The organism is Pseudomonas sp. CFBP 5748 (assembly GCF_053850495.1).
In genome coordinates this window covers 13995-30872 of the sequence record NZ_JBSPTN010000013.1, presented here as the reverse complement: position 1 = coordinate 30872, position 16878 = coordinate 13995, and the positions used below count along the sequence as shown (strand labels likewise).

The 16878-nt window shown below is 62.1% G+C and carries 16 protein-coding genes; 5 read left to right on the top strand and 11 right to left on the bottom strand.

The annotated features are described in order from the left end of the window. Positions 1-31 precede the first annotated feature (31 nt). The 10 genes from panD to dksA form a co-directional block, all read right to left on the bottom strand. Positions 32-412 carry an aspartate 1-decarboxylase gene (gene panD, locus ACWNZ1_RS24110; protein ID WP_007963888.1) on the bottom strand — a complete coding sequence of 127 codons (381 nt, stop codon included), beginning with the start codon at positions 410-412 and terminating at the stop codon, positions 32-34. 184 nt (positions 413-596) lie between these two features. Beyond that, positions 597-1457 (bottom strand): pantoate--beta-alanine ligase, encoded by an 861-nt coding sequence (gene panC / locus ACWNZ1_RS24105; protein WP_135847205.1) that lies wholly within the window; start codon positions 1455-1457, stop codon positions 597-599. Further along, on the bottom strand, positions 1454-2254 hold the full coding sequence (gene panB, locus ACWNZ1_RS24100) for a 3-methyl-2-oxobutanoate hydroxymethyltransferase (RefSeq protein WP_135847204.1): 801 nt from the start codon (positions 2252-2254) through the stop codon (positions 1454-1456). The genes panC and panB overlap by 4 nt, the downstream gene beginning before the upstream one ends. Positions 2255-2555: 301 nt before the next feature. Continuing rightward, complete coding sequence (gene folK / locus ACWNZ1_RS24095; RefSeq protein ID WP_135847203.1) at positions 2556-3041, bottom strand: 2-amino-4-hydroxy-6-hydroxymethyldihydropteridine diphosphokinase; 486 nt, start codon at positions 3039-3041, stop codon at positions 2556-2558. 3 nt (positions 3042-3044) lie between these two features. Then, on the bottom strand, positions 3045-4439 hold the full coding sequence (locus tag ACWNZ1_RS24090; RefSeq protein WP_135847202.1) for a polynucleotide adenylyltransferase PcnB: 1395 nt from the start codon (positions 4437-4439) through the stop codon (positions 3045-3047). 741 nt (positions 4440-5180) lie between these two features. After that, on the bottom strand, positions 5181-6614 hold the full coding sequence (locus ACWNZ1_RS24085) for a sigma-54-dependent transcriptional regulator (RefSeq protein ID WP_256453755.1): 1434 nt from the start codon (positions 6612-6614) through the stop codon (positions 5181-5183). Between the two features lie 22 nt (positions 6615-6636). Then, positions 6637-9591, bottom strand: coding sequence for a sensor histidine kinase (locus ACWNZ1_RS24080; protein ID WP_178084278.1), 2955 nt, complete (start codon positions 9589-9591; stop codon positions 6637-6639). Next, positions 9575-9751: a hypothetical protein gene (locus tag ACWNZ1_RS24075; RefSeq protein ID WP_003176118.1), complete on the bottom strand. Its 177-nt coding sequence runs from the start codon at positions 9749-9751 to the stop codon at positions 9575-9577. Before ACWNZ1_RS24075 ends, ACWNZ1_RS24080 begins: the two co-directional genes overlap by 17 nt. A 77-nt stretch (positions 9752-9828) precedes the next feature. Then, positions 9829-10719, bottom strand: a complete 891-nt coding sequence (gene gluQRS, locus ACWNZ1_RS24070; RefSeq protein ID WP_135847199.1) for a tRNA glutamyl-Q(34) synthetase GluQRS — start codon at positions 10717-10719, stop codon at positions 9829-9831. 232 nt (positions 10720-10951) lie between these two features. Then, positions 10952-11395 (bottom strand): RNA polymerase-binding protein DksA, encoded by a 444-nt coding sequence (dksA, locus tag ACWNZ1_RS24065; RefSeq protein ID WP_135847198.1) that lies wholly within the window; start codon positions 11393-11395, stop codon positions 10952-10954. Between the two features lie 329 nt (positions 11396-11724). Between dksA and ACWNZ1_RS24060 the strand changes: the two genes are divergently transcribed. Together ACWNZ1_RS24060 and sfsA are read left to right on the top strand one after the other, a co-directional pair. Then, positions 11725-12897 carry a pyridoxal phosphate-dependent aminotransferase gene (locus tag ACWNZ1_RS24060; protein ID WP_135847197.1) on the top strand — a complete coding sequence of 391 codons (1173 nt, stop codon included), beginning with the start codon at positions 11725-11727 and terminating at the stop codon, positions 12895-12897. Continuing rightward, positions 12897-13652, top strand: a complete 756-nt coding sequence (gene sfsA / locus ACWNZ1_RS24055) for a DNA/RNA nuclease SfsA (RefSeq protein WP_135847196.1) — start codon at positions 12897-12899, stop codon at positions 13650-13652. Before ACWNZ1_RS24060 ends, sfsA begins: the two co-directional genes overlap by 1 nt. Here the strand turns inward: sfsA and ACWNZ1_RS24050 are convergent. After that, complete coding sequence (locus ACWNZ1_RS24050) at positions 13608-13925, bottom strand: Rieske (2Fe-2S) protein (RefSeq protein WP_135847195.1); 318 nt, start codon at positions 13923-13925, stop codon at positions 13608-13610. The two genes, sfsA and ACWNZ1_RS24050, sit on opposite strands and share 45 nt — an antisense overlap. A gap of 262 nt (positions 13926-14187) precedes the next feature. Here ACWNZ1_RS24050 and ACWNZ1_RS24045 point away from each other — a divergent pair, with 262 nt between their 5' ends. From ACWNZ1_RS24045 to ACWNZ1_RS24035, 3 genes are read left to right on the top strand one after another with little or no spacing between them, the layout of a single operon-like run. Further along, positions 14188-15066, top strand: a complete 879-nt coding sequence (locus tag ACWNZ1_RS24045) for a heme/hemin ABC transporter substrate-binding protein (RefSeq protein WP_135847194.1) — start codon at positions 14188-14190, stop codon at positions 15064-15066. A 50-nt stretch (positions 15067-15116) separates the two neighbouring features. After that, complete coding sequence (locus tag ACWNZ1_RS24040; protein ID WP_178084338.1) at positions 15117-16100, top strand: FecCD family ABC transporter permease; 984 nt, start codon at positions 15117-15119, stop codon at positions 16098-16100. Next, entirely contained in the window at positions 16100-16867 is a 768-nt protein-coding gene (locus ACWNZ1_RS24035) for a heme ABC transporter ATP-binding protein (protein ID WP_256453754.1), read from the top strand. Before ACWNZ1_RS24040 ends, ACWNZ1_RS24035 begins: the two co-directional genes overlap by 1 nt. The last annotated feature ends 11 nt before the right edge of the window (positions 16868-16878 follow it).

The following is a 16878-nucleotide window of genomic DNA, read 5'->3' as shown; positions in this document are numbered from 1 at the left end:
GCACGCTCCCACAGGGAGTTCGCGGGTTTGGTCAGGCAACCTGAACCGGGATGGCATTGCTGGTGTGGCTCAGTTCGTTGCCCGGTGCCATGTACAGCATGCGGGGTTTGAAGTTGACCAGCTCGGCTTCGCTGTAATGGGCGTAGGCGCAGATGATGACGCGGTCACCGACCTTGGCTTTATGGGCGGCGGCGCCGTTGACCGAGATCATCCGCGAGCCTTCCTCGCCACGGATGGCGTAGGTGGTGAAGCGTTCGCCGTTGTCGACGTTGTAGATCTGGATCTGTTCGTATTCACGGATCCCCGACAGGTCCAGCCATTCACCGTCAATGGCGCAGGAGCCTTCGTAATCGAGCACCGCGTGGGTGACTTCGGCGCGGTGCAGCTTGGCCTTGAGCATGATGGCGTGCATGAGTGTTTCCTCTGGTCGGGTCCGAACGGCGGGCAGTTTGCCCGAAGGCTACCGAAGCGGCAATAACACTGCAGTCCCCTTGTGGAAGCGGGCTTGCTCGCGAAGACGGTGTGTCTGTCACATCAATGTTGAATGTGCCGGCGTCTTCGCGAGCAAGCTCGCTCCCACAGGGGGAGGTGAGGGGTCAGGCGGGCGTATCGAGGTCCAGGTGCAAGTTGTCGATCAAGCGCGTTGTACCCAGGAATGCAGCCACCAGTATCACCAGGTCACGATCCTCGGCTGTGGCCGGACGCAAGGTCCGGGCATGGCGGACTTCCAGATAATCGGGACGCAGGCCGGCGGCTTCCAGTTGCTTGAGCTGCTCGGCAACCAACGCCGGGAAATCCCGTTGGCCCTGCCTGATGGCCTCGGCAATCTGGCTCAGGCCGCGATAGACCACCGGCGCGACGGCGCGCTGTTCAGGGCTGAGGAAACCGTTGCGCGACGATAGCGCCAGGCCGTCCTCGGCGCGAACGGTGGGTTCGCCGATGATCTGAATCGGCATGTTCAAGTCATGGACCAGCGCGCGGATCACTGCCAGTTGCTGGAAGTCCTTCTGGCCGAACACTGCCAGGTCAGGCTGGACCATGTTGAACAGCTTGCTGACCACCGTCGCCACGCCCTCGAAATGCCCTGGCCGACTGGCACCGCACAGGCCTTCGGACAATTGCGGGACGCTGACCCGCGTCTGTCCGGCCATGCCGTCGGGGTACATCTCTTCGACACTGGGGGCGAACAGCAGATGGCAGCCGGCCTGGAGCAGTTTCTCCTGGTCGGCGGCCAGGGTACGGGGGTATTTGTCCAGGTCTTCGCCGGCGCCGAATTGCAGCGGGTTGACGAAAATGCTCGCCACCACGAAGTCGGCGCGCTGTGCCGCCTTGGTCACCAGCGCCACGTGGCCGCTGTGCAGGTTGCCCATGGTCGGCACGAAGGCGATGCGTTTGCCTTCACCGCGGGCGCGGGCTACGGCAGCCCGCAGTTCACGTACGGTTTTGACGGTGTTCATGCAGAGAATCCGTGTTCAACGCCTGGGAAGGTCGCTGCTTTGACTTCGGCAACGTAAGCGCTCAGGGCCGCCTGGATGGAGCCTTGCCCAGCCATGAAGTTCTTCACGAACTTGGGCACTCGGCCGGTGATCGACAGCCCGAGCATGTCGTGCAACACCAGCACCTGGCCGTCGGTGGCGTTGCCGGCGCCGATCCCGATCACGGGGATCTTCACTGCCTGGGTGATTTCTTCCGCCAGCTCGCTGGGCACGCATTCGAGCAGCAACATCGCTGCACCGGCTTGCTCCAGTGCAATGGCGTCGGCGCGCATCTGCCGTGCCTGGTTCTCATTGCGCCCCTGGACTTTGTAGCCACCGAGAATGTTTACCGACTGTGGGGTCAAGCCCATGTGCGCGCACACCGGGATGCCGCGCTCGGCCAGCAGCCGAATCGAATCGGCCAGCCACAGTGCGCCTTCGACTTTGACCATGTGGGCGCCGGCCTGCATCAGCATGGCGCTGTTGGTCATGGTTTGTTCGAGGGTGGCGTAGGACATGAATGGCAGGTCGGCGAGGATCAGCGCATCGGTGTTACCGCGTTTGACGGCGGCCACATGGTAGGCCATCTCGGCGGTGGTCACCGGCAGCGTGCTGTCGTGACCTTGCAGCACCATGCCGAGGGAATCGCCCACCAGCAGCACTTCGACACCGGCCTCGTTGCAGGCGTGGGCGAAGGTCGCGTCATAGCAGGTCAGCATGGCGATTTTCTCACCTTTTTGCTTGAGACCTTGCAGTGTGGTCAGGGTAATAGCTGGCATGAAAAAGTCCTCATTAGGCGCTCGTGAACTACTGCGAGTAACGCGCATGATTCGTCATTTACACAGGCGCACCCTCTATGTGTGGTGCTTGTAAGGCCTGGATTGCGCCCTTCAACGCCGCGTTGGCGGCAACGGGACGCCTATAGTCGTGAGGAGCTCTCGGGAAGTCAATTGGATGTGTTACCGCTGGGTGTTACCGGGGTTACTGATGCGTTTCAGCGTAGATGAGCGTCCCAGAATGACTGCCCGGTGCTGGAACCTGTGGGAGCGAGCTTGCTCGCTCCCACAGGGGGGATTTGCATCAGTTCGCAGGCAAGCGTTCCAGGCCTACAAACGGGCACGCCGCAAGCAAATCCTTGAGCAGGCGCCCATCGGCCAGACGCAGGTCGGCGGGGGCCAGCTCGGCCAGCGGATAGAGTACAAAGGCCCGGGCCTGCATGTGGTAGTGGGGGACTTTGAGGCGGGGCTCGTCGATCAGGCGATCGCCGAACAGCAGAATGTCCAGATCCAACGTGCGCGGGCCCCAGCGTTCCAGGCGTTCGCGACCTTGCCCGGTTTCGATGGCTTGCAGCGCATCGAGCAGGACCAGCGGCGCCAGTCGGCAGTCCAGCGCTGCCACCGCATTGGTATAGCGCGGCTGGCCGGGCAGCAGGGAATCGCTTTGATAGAACGCTGAAACGCCCGCCAACCGGGTGTCGGGCAGTTGCGCCAGCGCCTGGACGGCGCAGCGCAATTGTTCAGCGGGTTCGGCCAGGTTGCTGCCCATGCCGATGTAGATGCGCTCCATCGATTACTCGCCCGATGCGCTCGGTGCCCCGGCGCGTTTGCGCTTGGCACCGCTGCTGCGCCGCCGCTTGCGTGGGCCGGTGGTGCCGTCCTCCTTGCTGCTGAGCTCGCGAATCATGTCGCGGCGTTCGCTGTCATTGGCGTCCTGATAGTCGGTCCACCATTCGCCCAGGCCATCGGTCTGTTCGCCGGCGCTTTCGCGCAACAGTAGAAAGTCGTAGCCGGCGCGGAAACGCGGGTTGTCCAGCAGCAGATCGGCACGTTTGCCGCTGCGCCGTGGCAGGCGTTCCTGCATGTCCCAGATCTCGCGGATCGGCATCGTGAAACGTTTTGGAATTGCGATGCGCTGGCACTGTTCGGCGATCAGCTCGTGGGCGGCTTCCTGCATCGCCGGGATCGGCGGCATGCCTCGGTCTTGCAGGCGCAGCACCCGGGCCGGCAGGGCCGGCCAGAGCAATGCGGCGAACAGGAACGCCGGGGTCACCGGCTTGTTCTGCTTGATGCGCAAGTCGGTGTTGATCAGCGCTTCACTGATCAGGGTGTGGGTGTAGGTCGGATTGTGCTCCAACGCCTCGGCGCTGGCCGGGAACAGCGGGTCGAACAGTTGCAGGTCCACCAGCATCTCGAAGGTATCTGCCGCGTGGCCCGACAGGAACAGCTTGAGCACCTCTTCGAACAGGCGGGCCGAAGGGATTTCCCGCAGCATTGGCGCCAGTTCGCGAATCGGCGTGGCGCTGTGTTTTTCGATACCGAAATTCAGCTTGGCGGCGAAACGAACGGCCCGCAGCATCCGCACCGGGTCTTCCTGGTAACGCTGCTTCGGATCGCCGATCAGGCGGATCAGGCGATTGCGGATGTCATGTACACCGTTGGCGTAATCGAGGATGCGTTCGCTGACCGGATCGTAATACAGGGCATTGATGGTGAAGTCGCGGCGTTGCGCGTCTTCTTCCAACGTGCCGTAGACGTTATCGCGCAGGATACGCCCGCTCTCGTTGCGAGAAGACTGGTTGCTGTCTTCTTCTTCGCTTTGCGGGTGGTTGGCGCGGAACGTCGCCACTTCGATGATTTCGCGACCGAAGTGGATGTGGACCAGCTTGAAGCGCCGGCCAATGATCCGTGCATTGCGAAATTCGGCCCGTATCTGTTCCGGCGTGGCGCTGGTGGCAACGTCGAAATCCTTGGGTGTGATGTTGAGCAGCATGTCGCGCACACAGCCACCGACCAGGTAGGCCTGGTAACCGGCGTTCTGCAGGCGTTCGACGATGTTCACCGCATAACGGCTGAACTGGGCCTTTTGCAGCGAATGCTGGCCGCTGTTGAGCACTTCAGGCGTGCTGCGAATGTGTTGCGTACGACGCAAGGGAGAACGGAATGACTGGAACAGCTTCTTCAGCATGGGATGCACTGTTTGAAGGAATATTCGGCCAAAAACGAAGAATGACCGCAGATGGGCGGGGATTCTAGCATTTAGTCGAGGGATGGTGTAGGACGGAGCAGTTTTGAGCTGCAGGCTTGCGCCACAAGCCTTGTAGGCTTTCGGGTGGGAAAGACAGAAACCACAAGGGGAGCCGAAGCTCCCCCAGAATTAGTTACGTGCTCTATTTTTATTATTGGTTTCGGGCTTCTTGTTTTTGTTGAGTGCCCGCGCCACGAGGTTTTCCCTTCGTGACCCTCCCAATCGGGAGTCAAGAGCAAACGGATTGCTTTGGTCGCTGTGTTGCAGTGATCAATCGATCCAACCAGTTCAGGCACCTGTCTTGAGACAGTTTTTATTGTTCTCGGCCTGGTTGTGGGGCTAGCCCCAAATACAACGCCTCTCCAAAAGAATCAGTTAGCTGCGCCTCTCGCCGTCTTGTTTTTATTGTGCGTGAGTCGATTCGTCTTATTTTTATTGTCTTTTGCATTGCTTGTTATTGTTCTTGTACCAAAGCTATAGCAGGGTGCGTGCCAACTTTTGCGAAGGCTAGAAAAACCGGGGGTTCTAAGGATATGTCGGTTTTTTCGGGACGAAAAAAAGCCGGGGTTTCGTTACCGTAAACCCCGGCTTCTGTTACGTGAAAAAGCTGAGGTAACAGTTTTTTCACATTCATGGCTCTTCGAGCCTGTCCTCCTGTGGGAGCGAGCTTGCTCCCACAAATCAGCTTTCGCTGGCCACCCCGGTCTTGCGTCGCGGGATACCCAGGCGCTGGCGGCGTTCCCACAGGCACTTGCGACTTACGCCCAGCTTGCGGGCCAGTTCGGTCTCGGTCATGTGGTCCTGGTGCTCCAGGACGAAATGCTGGAAGTAGTCCTCCAGGGACAGGTCTTCGGTGGGTTCGTGGCTGGTGTTGTTGGCCGCACCGCCCTGTTGTGGGGCCAGGCCGATGAACTCTTCGTCGTCCAGGTCACTCAGTTCGATGTCGATACCCAGCAGATCGGCGGAGATTTCCGGGCTCTCGCACAGGATCACCGCCCGCTCGACCGCGTTCTCCAGCTCTCGAACGTTACCCGGCCAGGCGTAATGACGAATGGCCTGCTCGGCGTCCGGGGCGAACTTGAGATCGGTGCGGTTGACCCGCGCGCTCTGGCGGGCGAGGAACGCTTGGGCAATTTCGTTGACGTCCGCGCCACGCTCGCGCAGGGCCGGCAGTTTCAAGGCGATGACGTGCAAGCGGTAATACAAGTCTTCGCGGAACTGGCCGATCTTCGCCAGGCTCTTGAGGTCACGGTGGGTCGCAGCGATCAGGCGGACGTCGACTTTCTGCGACTGCACCGACCCGACCCGGCGGATCTCGCCTTCCTGAAGCACGCGCAGCAATCGCGCCTGGGCTTCCAACGGCAACTCACCGATTTCATCGAGGAACAGCGTGCCACCGTCCGCCGCTTCCACCAGCCCGGCACGTCCGGCGCTGGCGCCGGTGAACGCGCCTTTCTCGTGACCGAACAGCTCGGACTCGATCAGGCTTTCCGGGATCGCCGCGCAGTTCACCGAGATCATCGGCGCCTTGGCCCGACGAGAGAGGTTATGCAGCGCGCGGGCCACCAGCTCCTTACCGGTACCGGACTCACCCTGGACCAGGACATTGGAGTCGGTTGGTGCCACTTTGCGGATCTTGCTGTACAGGTCCTGCATGGGTGGGCAGGAACCGATAATGCCGATTTCGCCGTTATGGTTGCTGGCGCCGACCTTCGCGGAGGCAGGGGCCTTGCCGGCGGGTTCCGATGGGTTACCGGTTGCCGTTTGTCGGTCGCGCAGGATGCGGGCCACGGCCTGGAGCATCTCGTCGTGGTCGAACGGTTTGGCGATGTAGTCCACGGCCCCCATTTTCATGGAGTCGACCGCCGAGCGCAGGCTGGCGTAACTGGTCATGATCAGCACCGGCGTACCCTGGCCGAGCTTGATCAGCTCGGTGCCGGGAGCGCCGGGCAGGCGCAGGTCGCTGACGATCAGGTCAAATGTCGGGATGCTGAAACGCTCTTGTGCTTCCTGCACTGAACCGGCTTCGCTGACCTGGTACTGGTTGCGTTCCAGCAGGCGGCGCAAGGCGGAGCGGATAATTGTTTCGTCTTCGACGATCAGAATGTGCGGCATTGATTCGATTCTCTCGACGGTCTCAGTTCACAGCGGACGTCGCTTCGACATGACGCGGCAAGGTGACCCGGATACGGGTGCCGCGTTGGCTTTGTACATCGGCCGGGCTGTCGATGGTGATTTGTCCATAATGCTCTTCAACGATGGAATAGACCAGTGCGAGGCCCAGACCGGTGCCTTCGCCAGGATCCTTGGTGGTGAAGAAGGGTTCGAACAATCGGTCCATGATGTTCTGTGGGATACCGCTGCCTTCGTCTTCGACGATCAGGTCGATCGTGTGTTCGCTGGCTTCGCTCTTGACCCGCACCGCGCTGCCGGCCGGTGAGGCGTCCCGCGCGTTGGAGAGTAGGTTGATCAGCACCTGGGCGAGCCGCTGGGGGTCGCCGTCGACCCAATGATCCGGGTCGCACAGGTTGAAAAATTGCACTTCGAAATTGCGCCGGTTGAGCGCCAGCAGACCAATGGCATCCTGGGCCACTTCGGCCAGGCAGACGGGCTCATCGTTATGTTGGTGACCGCCGGCATGGGCGAAGCTCATCAGCGACTGAACGATACGCGACACGCGCTTGGTCTGTTCGAGGATCTGGCCACTGATTTCCGTCAGTTCGCCGTCGTCCTCGCGCTCTTCGCGCAGGTTCTGCGCCAGGCAGGCGATGCCAGTGATCGGGTTGCCGATCTCGTGGGCGACCCCGGCGGCCAACCGGCCAATGCTCGCCAGTCGTTCGGAGTGGACCAGCTTGTCTTCGAGCATCTGGGTATCGGTCAGGTCTTCCACCAGCAATACCAGGCCGCTGTTGCCCGGTGCCAGCGGCTCGTCGATCGCCGCCTTGTGCAGGTTCAGCCAGCGGGTCTGACCGTCGAGGGCCAGGTGTTGTTTGTGCAGGTGCTCGTCCGGCAGGTCGATGAAGCCTTGCAGCAAACCTTTCCACGGTTCGCCCAAGGTGCTCAGGCGCGAACCGACCACGCGCTGGGCAGCGATCCCGGTCAGCTCTTCCATGGCTTTGTTCCACATCAGGATTTCCTGGTCCTTGGCCAGGGAACACACGCCCATCGGCAGTTCCTGCAAGGTCTGGCGGTGATAGCGACGCAAGGCGTCCAGTTCGGCGGCCAGGCCGGTGAGGCGCGAGTGGTAATCCTCGAGGCGACTTTCGATGAAGTGGATGTCTTCGGTGACGTAGTTCTCGCCGCCAGCCTTGTAAGGCAGGAACGTCTCGACCATATCCTGGGCCACGCTGGGGCCCATCAGGCCGGACAGGTTGGCTTCGATCCGGTCCCGCAGGCGACGCAGGGCGTAGGGGCGGCGCTCATCGAAGGGCAGATAAAGGTCGCGCAGGGCCTGTTCGACTTCCTTTTGCGCAGCTTTGGCGCCCAGGGGCTTGGCCAGTTGCGTGGCGAACTCCTGGGGCGAGGCGGCGTGCAGCTCGCGGCGCTGCGGGCGACGAACGTTGTCCACCGCACAGGCTTCGGCGGCGCTGGCCTCTTCGCTGCTGGCGTTGGTGAACAGTGAGATCAGGGTGAACATCAGCACGTTCGCCGCCAGGGAGGCGATGGCTGCCATGTGCCAACTGGTGTCGTCGAGCACATAGATCATGTTCAGCAGCGGAATATAGAAACCCTGCAAGTTGCCCAGCAGCGGCAGGAGCATGGCCACCAGCCACACCAGGATCCCCGCCAGCAGGCCGGCGATAAAGCCGCGACGGTTGGCGGTCGGCCAATACAGCACCGACAACACGCCAGGCAGGAACTGCAAGGTGGCAACGAATGCGACGATGCCCAGGTTGGCCAGGTCCTGGCCGTCGCCCAGCATCAGGTAGAACCCGTAGCCGGCCATGATGATCGCGACGATCAGCGCCCGCCGGGTCCATTTCAACCAGCGGTAGATATTGCCTTCAGCTGGCGGCTGATACAGCGGCAGCACCAGGTGGTTGAGGGCCATCCCCGACAGCGCCAGCGTGGTGACGATGATCAGGCCACTGGCCGCCGACAGGCCGCCGATATACGCCAGCAAGGCCAGGGCCTTGCTGTTGGCGGCGATGCCGATGCCGAGGGTGAAGTACTCTGGATTGGTACTGGCCCCCAGTTTCAACCCGGCCCACAGGATCAGCGGCACCGCCAGGCTCATCAGCAGCAGGAACAGCGGCAGGCCCCAGCTCGCGCTGACCAGCGAGCGCGGGTTGAGGTTTTCGGTAAACGTCATGTGGTACATGTGCGGCATCACGATCGCCGACGCGAAGAACACCAGCAACAGCGTGCGCCACGGTCCCTCCTGCAGGGGCGTATGCAGGGCGGCGAGGGCGGTCTGGTTCTGTAGCAGCCAAAGCTCAAGCTGTTGCGGACCATCAAACACGCCGTACAGGGCATAGAGGCCGACGCCGCCGATGGCGATCAGCTTGATCACCGATTCGAAGGCGATGGCGAACACCAGGCCTTCGTGTTTTTCCCGGGTTGCGATGTGCCGGGAGCCAAAGAAAATCGTGAACAGGATGATCAAGGCGCAGAAACTCAGCGCGACCCGGTGCTGCACCGGTTCGCGGGTGAGGATGCTGATGGAGTCGGCCACGGCCTGGATCTGCAAGGCCAACAGCGGCAATACGCCCACTAGCATGAAGATCGTGGTCAGGGCGCCGGCCCAGGTGCTGCGAAAGCGAAAAGCGAACAGGTCGGCCAGGGACGACAGTTGGTAGGTGCGGGTGATTTTCAGGATCGGGTAGAGCAATACCGGCGCCAGCAGGAACGCGCCCGACACGCCGAGGTAACTGGACAGGAACCCATAGCCGTACTGATACGCCAGCCCGACCGTGCCATAGAACGCCCACGCGCTGGCGTAGACGCCCAGCGACAGGGTGTAGGTCAGCGGATGGCGGATGATCGCCCGGGGGATCATGCCCCGTTCGCTGATCCAGGCTACACCAAACAGCACTGCCAAGTAGGCGGCGCTGATCAGGATCATCTGGGTCAGGCTAAAGCTCATCGGCATCTTTTTGGCTCTGCAGGATGAAGGTCACGACAATCAGAATCAGCCAGAGCAGATACGGCCGATACCAGGCACCCGTGGCATCGATCCACCAATCCATGATCGCCGGGGAGAACAGGTAAATCCCCACTACCAGGAGCAGGACCAAGCGATAGATATACATCCCGGCCTCTCTTATTTATGCGCGTGCCCGAAAACGTGCGGCGATGGTAACGGATGGGCGCCAAGCTGCAAGGGCCGTCAACGTATTTGCGCTTCGGGCAGGCTCAGTGTGCGCGGGATCTTGGCCGCATCCCAGTGGCGAATGCCCCAATCCAGCAGCTCCCGTGGGCTGGCGTCGGCCAGCTCTGAGCCCGGTTGCTGGCCCAGCGCGCGCAACGCCCGCAACAGCAGCGGCGTGGCCTGATCGGCCGCCAGCGGTGGCGAGCGATAGGACTTACCAAGCTTGTGCCCGTCCGGCTGGGTGATCAGCGGCACGTGCAGGTAACGCGGTTGTGGCAGCCCGAGCAGTTCTTGCAGGTACAACTGGCGCGGCGTGGAGTCCAGCAGGTCGGCGCCGCGCACGATATCGGTGACCCCTTGCCAGGCGTCGTCCAGCACCACCGCCAGTTGATAAGCGTAGAGCCCGTCACGACGGCGAATCACAAAGTCACCGGCCTCGCGGCCCAGATGCTGGCGGAACTCGCCTTGTACCCGGTCAGTGAAGTGGTACTCAAGCTCAGGGACGCGCAGGCGGATGGCGGCGTTTTCGGTGCCATGCCCAGCGTTGCGACACAGTCCCGGATAAATGCCCTGATACGCCTCCAGTTGCTTGCGCGAACAGGTGCAAGCATAGGCCAGGCCCTGGCTGAACAAGCGGTTGATGACTTGCTCGTAAGCGTCATGGCGCTCGCTCTGGCGGACCATCTCGCCGTCCCATTCAAACCCGTAGCTTTCCAGTGCCTTCAAAATCGCCGCTTGCGCGCCCGGCTCTTCCCGGGGCGGGTCAAGATCCTCCATGCGCAGCAACCAGCGCCCGCCGACAGCCCGGGCATCCAGGTATGACGCCAACGCAGCGACCAGCGAGCCGAAATGCAAGTGGCCGCTGGGGGTGGGGGCGAAGCGGCCGATGTAGGGGGTGGTGGCAGTCATGGGGAGAATGTTACTGAGTCCGAGCGGTAGGAATACATATCTTGATGACGAAACCCATCCCCTGTGGGAGCGAGCTTGCTCGCGAAGGCGTCGGATCAGCCAGTATTAAGTTGACTGACACTGCGCTATCGCGAGCAAGCTCGCTCCCACAAGGGATTCGCCGGGCGCATAGAAAGTGCCAGAAACAAAAACGGAGCGTGTGAACGCTCCGTTTTCGTTACAGCCCAGGCAATTACTTGCCGACCTGTTTTTCCTTGATTTCCGCCAGGGTCTTGCAGTCGACACACATGTCGGCAGTCGGACGGGCTTCCAGTCGCTTGACGCCGATTTCGACGCCACAGGACTCGCACCAACCGTATTCTTCGTCTTCGATCAGTTGCAGCGTCTTGTCGATTTTCTTGATGAGCTTACGCTCACGGTCACGGGCACGCAGTTCGAGGCTGAATTCTTCTTCCTGACTGGCACGGTCGGCCGGGTCGGGGAAGTTCGCTGCATCGTCTTTCATGTGATCCACAGTGCGATCGACTTCCTGCATCAAGTCCTGTTTCCACTTATTCAGGATCTTGGTGAAGTGCGCGCGCATGGGGGCGCCCATGTACTCTTCGCCAGGTTGCGAGACGTAAGGCTCAAACCCGCTGAGCGTGTTATTTGGGTTTTGCTTTGCTTGGGTGGGCATGAATGGACCGCCTCTACTCTTGTAATCCACTACGCAGGATTGCTCCATCACCGACACCTGCCGGCCCTGCGGCTGCAAGCGGGCGAACTTACCAGATCAAATCGGGCCGCGCTACTCCCGGTTGTCGAGCCTGCGGCCGTCGGGGGCTTTGTAAAGCGTGGTCGGGTTCGGTTCGGTGCAGATGTAATCCTGCTCAATGCTTGATTCTAGTCAAGCCTGGGCCAATCGCCGGAGTCATTTCCAGCAATCCGAGGGCTCTGACTTCTTTAGGTTCGCGCTCGTTCCCGGCTTGGGTAGAATCGGTTCTTTTTCTTACGTAAGGAAGGCTAATGGCTCAGCCCTATAGTGCGCGCAGCCGCGCCATCGAACCTTTCCATGTGATGGCGCTGCTGGCCCGCGCTAATGAATTGCAAGCCGCCGGGCACGACGTCATCCACCTGGAGATCGGCGAGCCAGACTTCACCACCGCCGAGCCGATCATCCAGGCCGGCCAGGCAGCGCTGGCAGCGGGTAAGACCCGTTACACCGCGGCCCGTGGCATTCCCGAATTACGCGAAGCTATCGCGGGTTTCTATAAGCAGCGCTACGGGGTGGACATTGACCCCCGGCGTATCCTGATCACCCCGGGTGGCTCCGGCGCGTTGCTGCTGGCCAGCGCCCTGCTGGTGGACCCAGGCAAGCACTGGTTGCTGGCCGATCCCGGCTATCCGTGCAACCGTCACTTCCTGCGGTTGGTGGAAGGCGCGGCGCAATTGGTGCCGGTGGGCCCGGATGTGCGTTACCAACTGACGCCGGACCTGGTGAACCGTTATTGGGACCAGGACAGCGTGGGCGCGTTGGTGGCCTCGCCGGCCAACCCGACCGGGACGATCCTCACCCGGGACGAACTGGCCGGGTTGTCCAAGGCCATCCGCGGGCACAACGGCCATCTGGTGGTGGATGAGATCTATCACGGCCTGACCTACGGCACCGACGCCGCCAGCGTGCTGGAAGTCGACGACGACGCCTTTGTTCTTAATAGTTTTTCCAAATATTTCGGTATGACCGGCTGGCGACTGGGTTGGCTGGTGGCGCCTTCGGCCGCCGTCGGCGAGCTGGAAAAGCTTGCGCAGAACCTCTACATCAGCGCACCAAGCATGGCCCAGTACGCGGCCCTGGCCTGTTTTGAACCCGCCACCATCGAGATCTTCGAGCAACGTCGGGCCGAGTTCGCGTTGCGCCGCGACTTTCTGCTGCCGGCTTTGCGTGAGTTGGGCTTCGGTATTGCGGTGGAGCCGCAAGGGGCATTTTACCTCTACGCCGATATCAGCGCGTTCGGCGGCGATGCCTTTGCGTTCTGCCAGTATTTCCTGGAAACCGAACATGTGGCCTTTACGCCAGGTTTGGATTTCGGCCGCCATCAGGCCGGCCACCATGTGCGTTTCGCCTACACCCAGAGCCTGCCGCGGCTACAGGAAGCGGTGGCGCGAATCGAGCGCGGACTGCGGAGCTGGCAAGGCTGATGCGTTTTTCTCCTGCGTTGGAAGAAGGGCGTCTGATTCGACGTTATAAGCGCTTTCTCGCCGATATCGAGACCGTTCATGGCGAACTGCTGACCATTCATTGCCCGAACACCGGCTCGATGCTTAATTGCATGACAGAGGGTGCGCGAGTCTGGTTCAGTCGCTCCAGTGATCCCAAGCGCAAGCTGCCCGGTACTTGGGAAGTCGGCGAAACCCCTCAGGGGCGGCTCGCCTGCATCAACACGGCGCGGGCCAACGCCTTGATCGAAGAGGCCTTGCGCGCCGGGATCATCGCCGAATTGAACGGGTTTACCGGGCTCAAGCGTGAAGTGGCCTATGGTCAGGAAAACAGCCGTATCGATTTCCGGCTGGACTACGACAACCGTTCGGCCTGGGTCGAAGTCAAAAGTGTCACGCTGGGTTTCGATGGCACGAACGTGGCGGCGTTTCCCGACGCGGTGACCCAGCGCGGGGCCAAACATCTGCGCGAACTCGCCTGCCTGGCCCGGGAAGGTGTGCGGGCGGTGCAGCTGTATTGCGTGAACCTGAGCGGCATTGAGGCCGTGCGTCCGGCGCAGGAAATCGACCCGCTGTATGCGGCCGCCTTGCGCGACGCGGTGGCGGCAGGTGTCGAGGTGCTGGCTTATGGGGTCAGCCTGACGCCGGAGGAGATGTGGGTGGACCGTCCATTGCCGGTACTGCTCGAACCGCTACAGCTCGACCCAGATCCCTTGTTCGTCCTCCCGGCTGTCTAACGCCGCCAGGAATTGACCGGCGCAGGGACCGGCCACGCACTCACCGTCCTCGATCAGGAACAGTGCGCCATGGGTGGCGCACTGGATCAGGCTGGCGCTGGGGTCGAGAAACTGGTCGGGTTGCCATTCCAGTGGCACGCCGCGGTGCGGGCAGCGGTTGAGGTACGCATAAACCCGGCCTGCGCGGCGCACGATCAGCACCTTGCGGCCATTGATGTCGAAGCCACGACTGCCGTTGTCAGGCAATTGGGCAGCGGTACAAAGAAGCTTCATGTGTGTCTCGATATTTGTGTTGAAGAGCCCCTGTGGGAGCGAGCTTGCTCGCGATGACGGCGCCACATTGAACACTTCAGTGACTGACACACCGCTATCGCGAGCAGCTCGCTCCCACAGGTTTCGTGTGGCAAAAGGTTCATGCTTGACGGTCAAATGAAAACAATTATCAAATGGCGCCTTCTTCGCAGGTGACTGAGGATACTTGGCCTGGCACGTCCATGCCCGGTCCTGTGAACAACTTCTTTGAGGAAGCTGCCTGATGCGCCTGAATATCCGTGTTGTTTGGTTGTGTGTCGCACTGCTGGCCAGCCCGTGGGCCACTGCGGCCGATTTGCCGCAGCGCTGGGTCAGCGCCGGTGGTGCCTTGTCGGAGTGGGTCAGCGCGCTGGGTGGTGAATCGAAACTGGTGGGTGTGGACACCACCAGCCAGCATCCCGAATCCTTGCGGGCCCTGCCGAGTATCGGTTATCAGCGTCAGCTGTCGGCGGAAGGCGTGCTGAGCCTGCGCCCGCAGATCCTGGTGGGCACTGAAGAAATGGGGCCGCCCCCGGTGCTGTCGCAGATCCGCGGCGCCGGCGTACAGGTCGAACTGTTCTCGGCCACGCCGGATCTGCCGACCCTGCAAGGCAATTTGCGGCACCTGGGGCAATTGCTGGGGGCCGAGGCCCTGGCCGCGCAGCTGTTCGACGGTTATCAACAGCAGCTTGCCCAACAAAAAGCCCGGGTGAGCGAAATCCAACTCAAGCAAAAGACGCCCGGCGTGTTGCTGTTGATCGGGGGCGCCGGCGGCAAACCCTTGGTTGCCGGCAAGGGCACCGCCGCCGACTGGCTGTTGCAGCAGGCGGGTGGTCACAATCTGGCGACCCATAGCGGTTACAAGCCATTTTCCATGGAGAACCTCGCCGGGCTGAATCCTGAGGTGCTGGTCTTCGCCGACCGTGCCTTGAAGGGTGAAGAAGCCCGCGCGGCATTGTTCAAGGAAAACCCGATCCTTGCCTCGACCCGGGCCGCCAGGGATGGACGCGTCATGGAACTTGACCCGACGTTGTTGGTGGGCGGGCTGGGGCCACGGTTGCCGCAAAGCCTGGTGAAACTGACGGATGGGTTCTATCCGGCCGCGTCGGCCAAGGCGCCATGAGGCCGGTGGTCAAGCCGCGCACCTTATTCATCGGCCTGAGCCTGCTGTGCCTGTTGGCGATCTGGCTGTCCCTGGCCCTGGGGCCGGTGAGCTTGCCGCTGTTCGACACCTTGCGCGCCGCGTTGCGCCTGCTGGGTCTGCCGGTCGCTGCCGATGGTCTGGAGCAGGCTGAGCTGATCCTCGGCCAGATCCGTTTGCCGCGCACCTTGCTGGGGTTGGCGGTGGGTGGAGTGCTGGCATTGTCCGGTGTGGCGATGCAGGGCCTGTTCCGCAACCCGCTGGCCGACCCGGGGCTGGTGGGCGTGTCCAGCGGCGCGGCGCTGGGGGCGGCCTTCGCGATTGTCGCTGGTTCGGCGCTGGGTGGGTTGCCCGAAGCGTTCGGCCCTTATGTGTTGTCGTTGTGTGCGTTTCTTGGCGGGCTTGGGGTCACGGCCCTGGTCTATCGCCTCGGTCGGCGCAACGGCCAGACCCACGTGGCGACCATGCTCCTGGCCGGCATCGCCCTGACCGCGTTGTCCGGTTCGGCGGTCGGCCTGTTCACCTACCTGGCGGACGACGCGACCCTGCGCACCCTGACGTTCTGGAACCTGGGCAGTCTTAACGGCGCCAGCTATGCGCGGTTGTGGCCGTTGTTGCTGGTCAGCGCCGGCGTGGCGCTCTGGTTGCCACGTCGGGCCCGAGCGCTCAATGCGCTGTTGTTGGGTGAGTCCGAAGCGGCCCATTTGGGCGTTGATGTTGAAGGCCTCAAGCGTGAATTGGTGTTCTGCACGGCCCTGGGCGTTGGCGCGGCGGTGGCGGCAGCGGGCATGATCGGTTTTGTCGGGTTGGTGGTGCCGCATTTGGTGCGACTGATAGCGGGCCCCGACCATCGCGTGTTGCTGCCAGCTTCAGTGTTGGCAGGTGCCAGCCTGCTGCTGTTCGCCGATCTGGTGGCACGCTTGGCGCTGGCCCCGGCGGAACTGCCGATTGGTATCGTCACGGCCTTTATCGGGGCGCCTTTCTTCCTTTATTTATTGTTGCGAGGGCGCGCCTGATGTTGCGAGCGCAGAACCTGCACATTCATCGTGGTCGGCAAAGCGTGCTGGCGGACGTCGATCTGCAACTCAATCCCGGTGAAGTGCTCGGCGTGCTTGGGCCCAATGGCGCGGGGAAAAGTACCTTGCTGGCCGGCCTGTGCGGCCAATTGCGTCCGGCCCAGGGCCAGGTTTGGCTCGACGATCGACCGCTGGCCCAGTGGGACGGTGCCGAGCGCGCTCGCCGCCTGGCGGTCTTGCCGCAGTCCTCGACCCTGGACTTTGCGTTCCGTGTCGAGGAAGTCGTCGGCATGGGGCGCCTGCCGCATCAGAGTGGCCGGGTACGCGATGATCAAATCGTCGCCTCGGCGCTACAAGCCGCGGACGCGGCGCATCTGCACGGACGCAGTTACCTGGCGTTGTCCGGGGGCGAGCGTCAGCGGGTGCATCTGGCGCGGGTGTTGGCACAACTGTGGCCGGGTGAGGCGGGTCAAACTTTGTTGCTGGACGAGCCGACCTCGATGCTCGACCCACTGCATCAGCACACCATCCTGCAGGCGGTGCGTGAATTCGCCGATCGCGGCGCTGCCGTGTTGGTGATCCTGCATGACCTGAACCTGGCGGCGCGTTACTGTGATCGTCTGTTGCTGCTTGCGTCTGGCCGGCCCGTGGCCCTGGACACGCCGCAGCAGGTGCTGCGCCCGGAACCGCTCAAAGCGGTGTTTGGCCTGGAAGTGCTGGTGCAGTCCCATCCGGAGCGCGGGCATCCATTGATCATTGCCCGTTGAGGGTTTCTTGA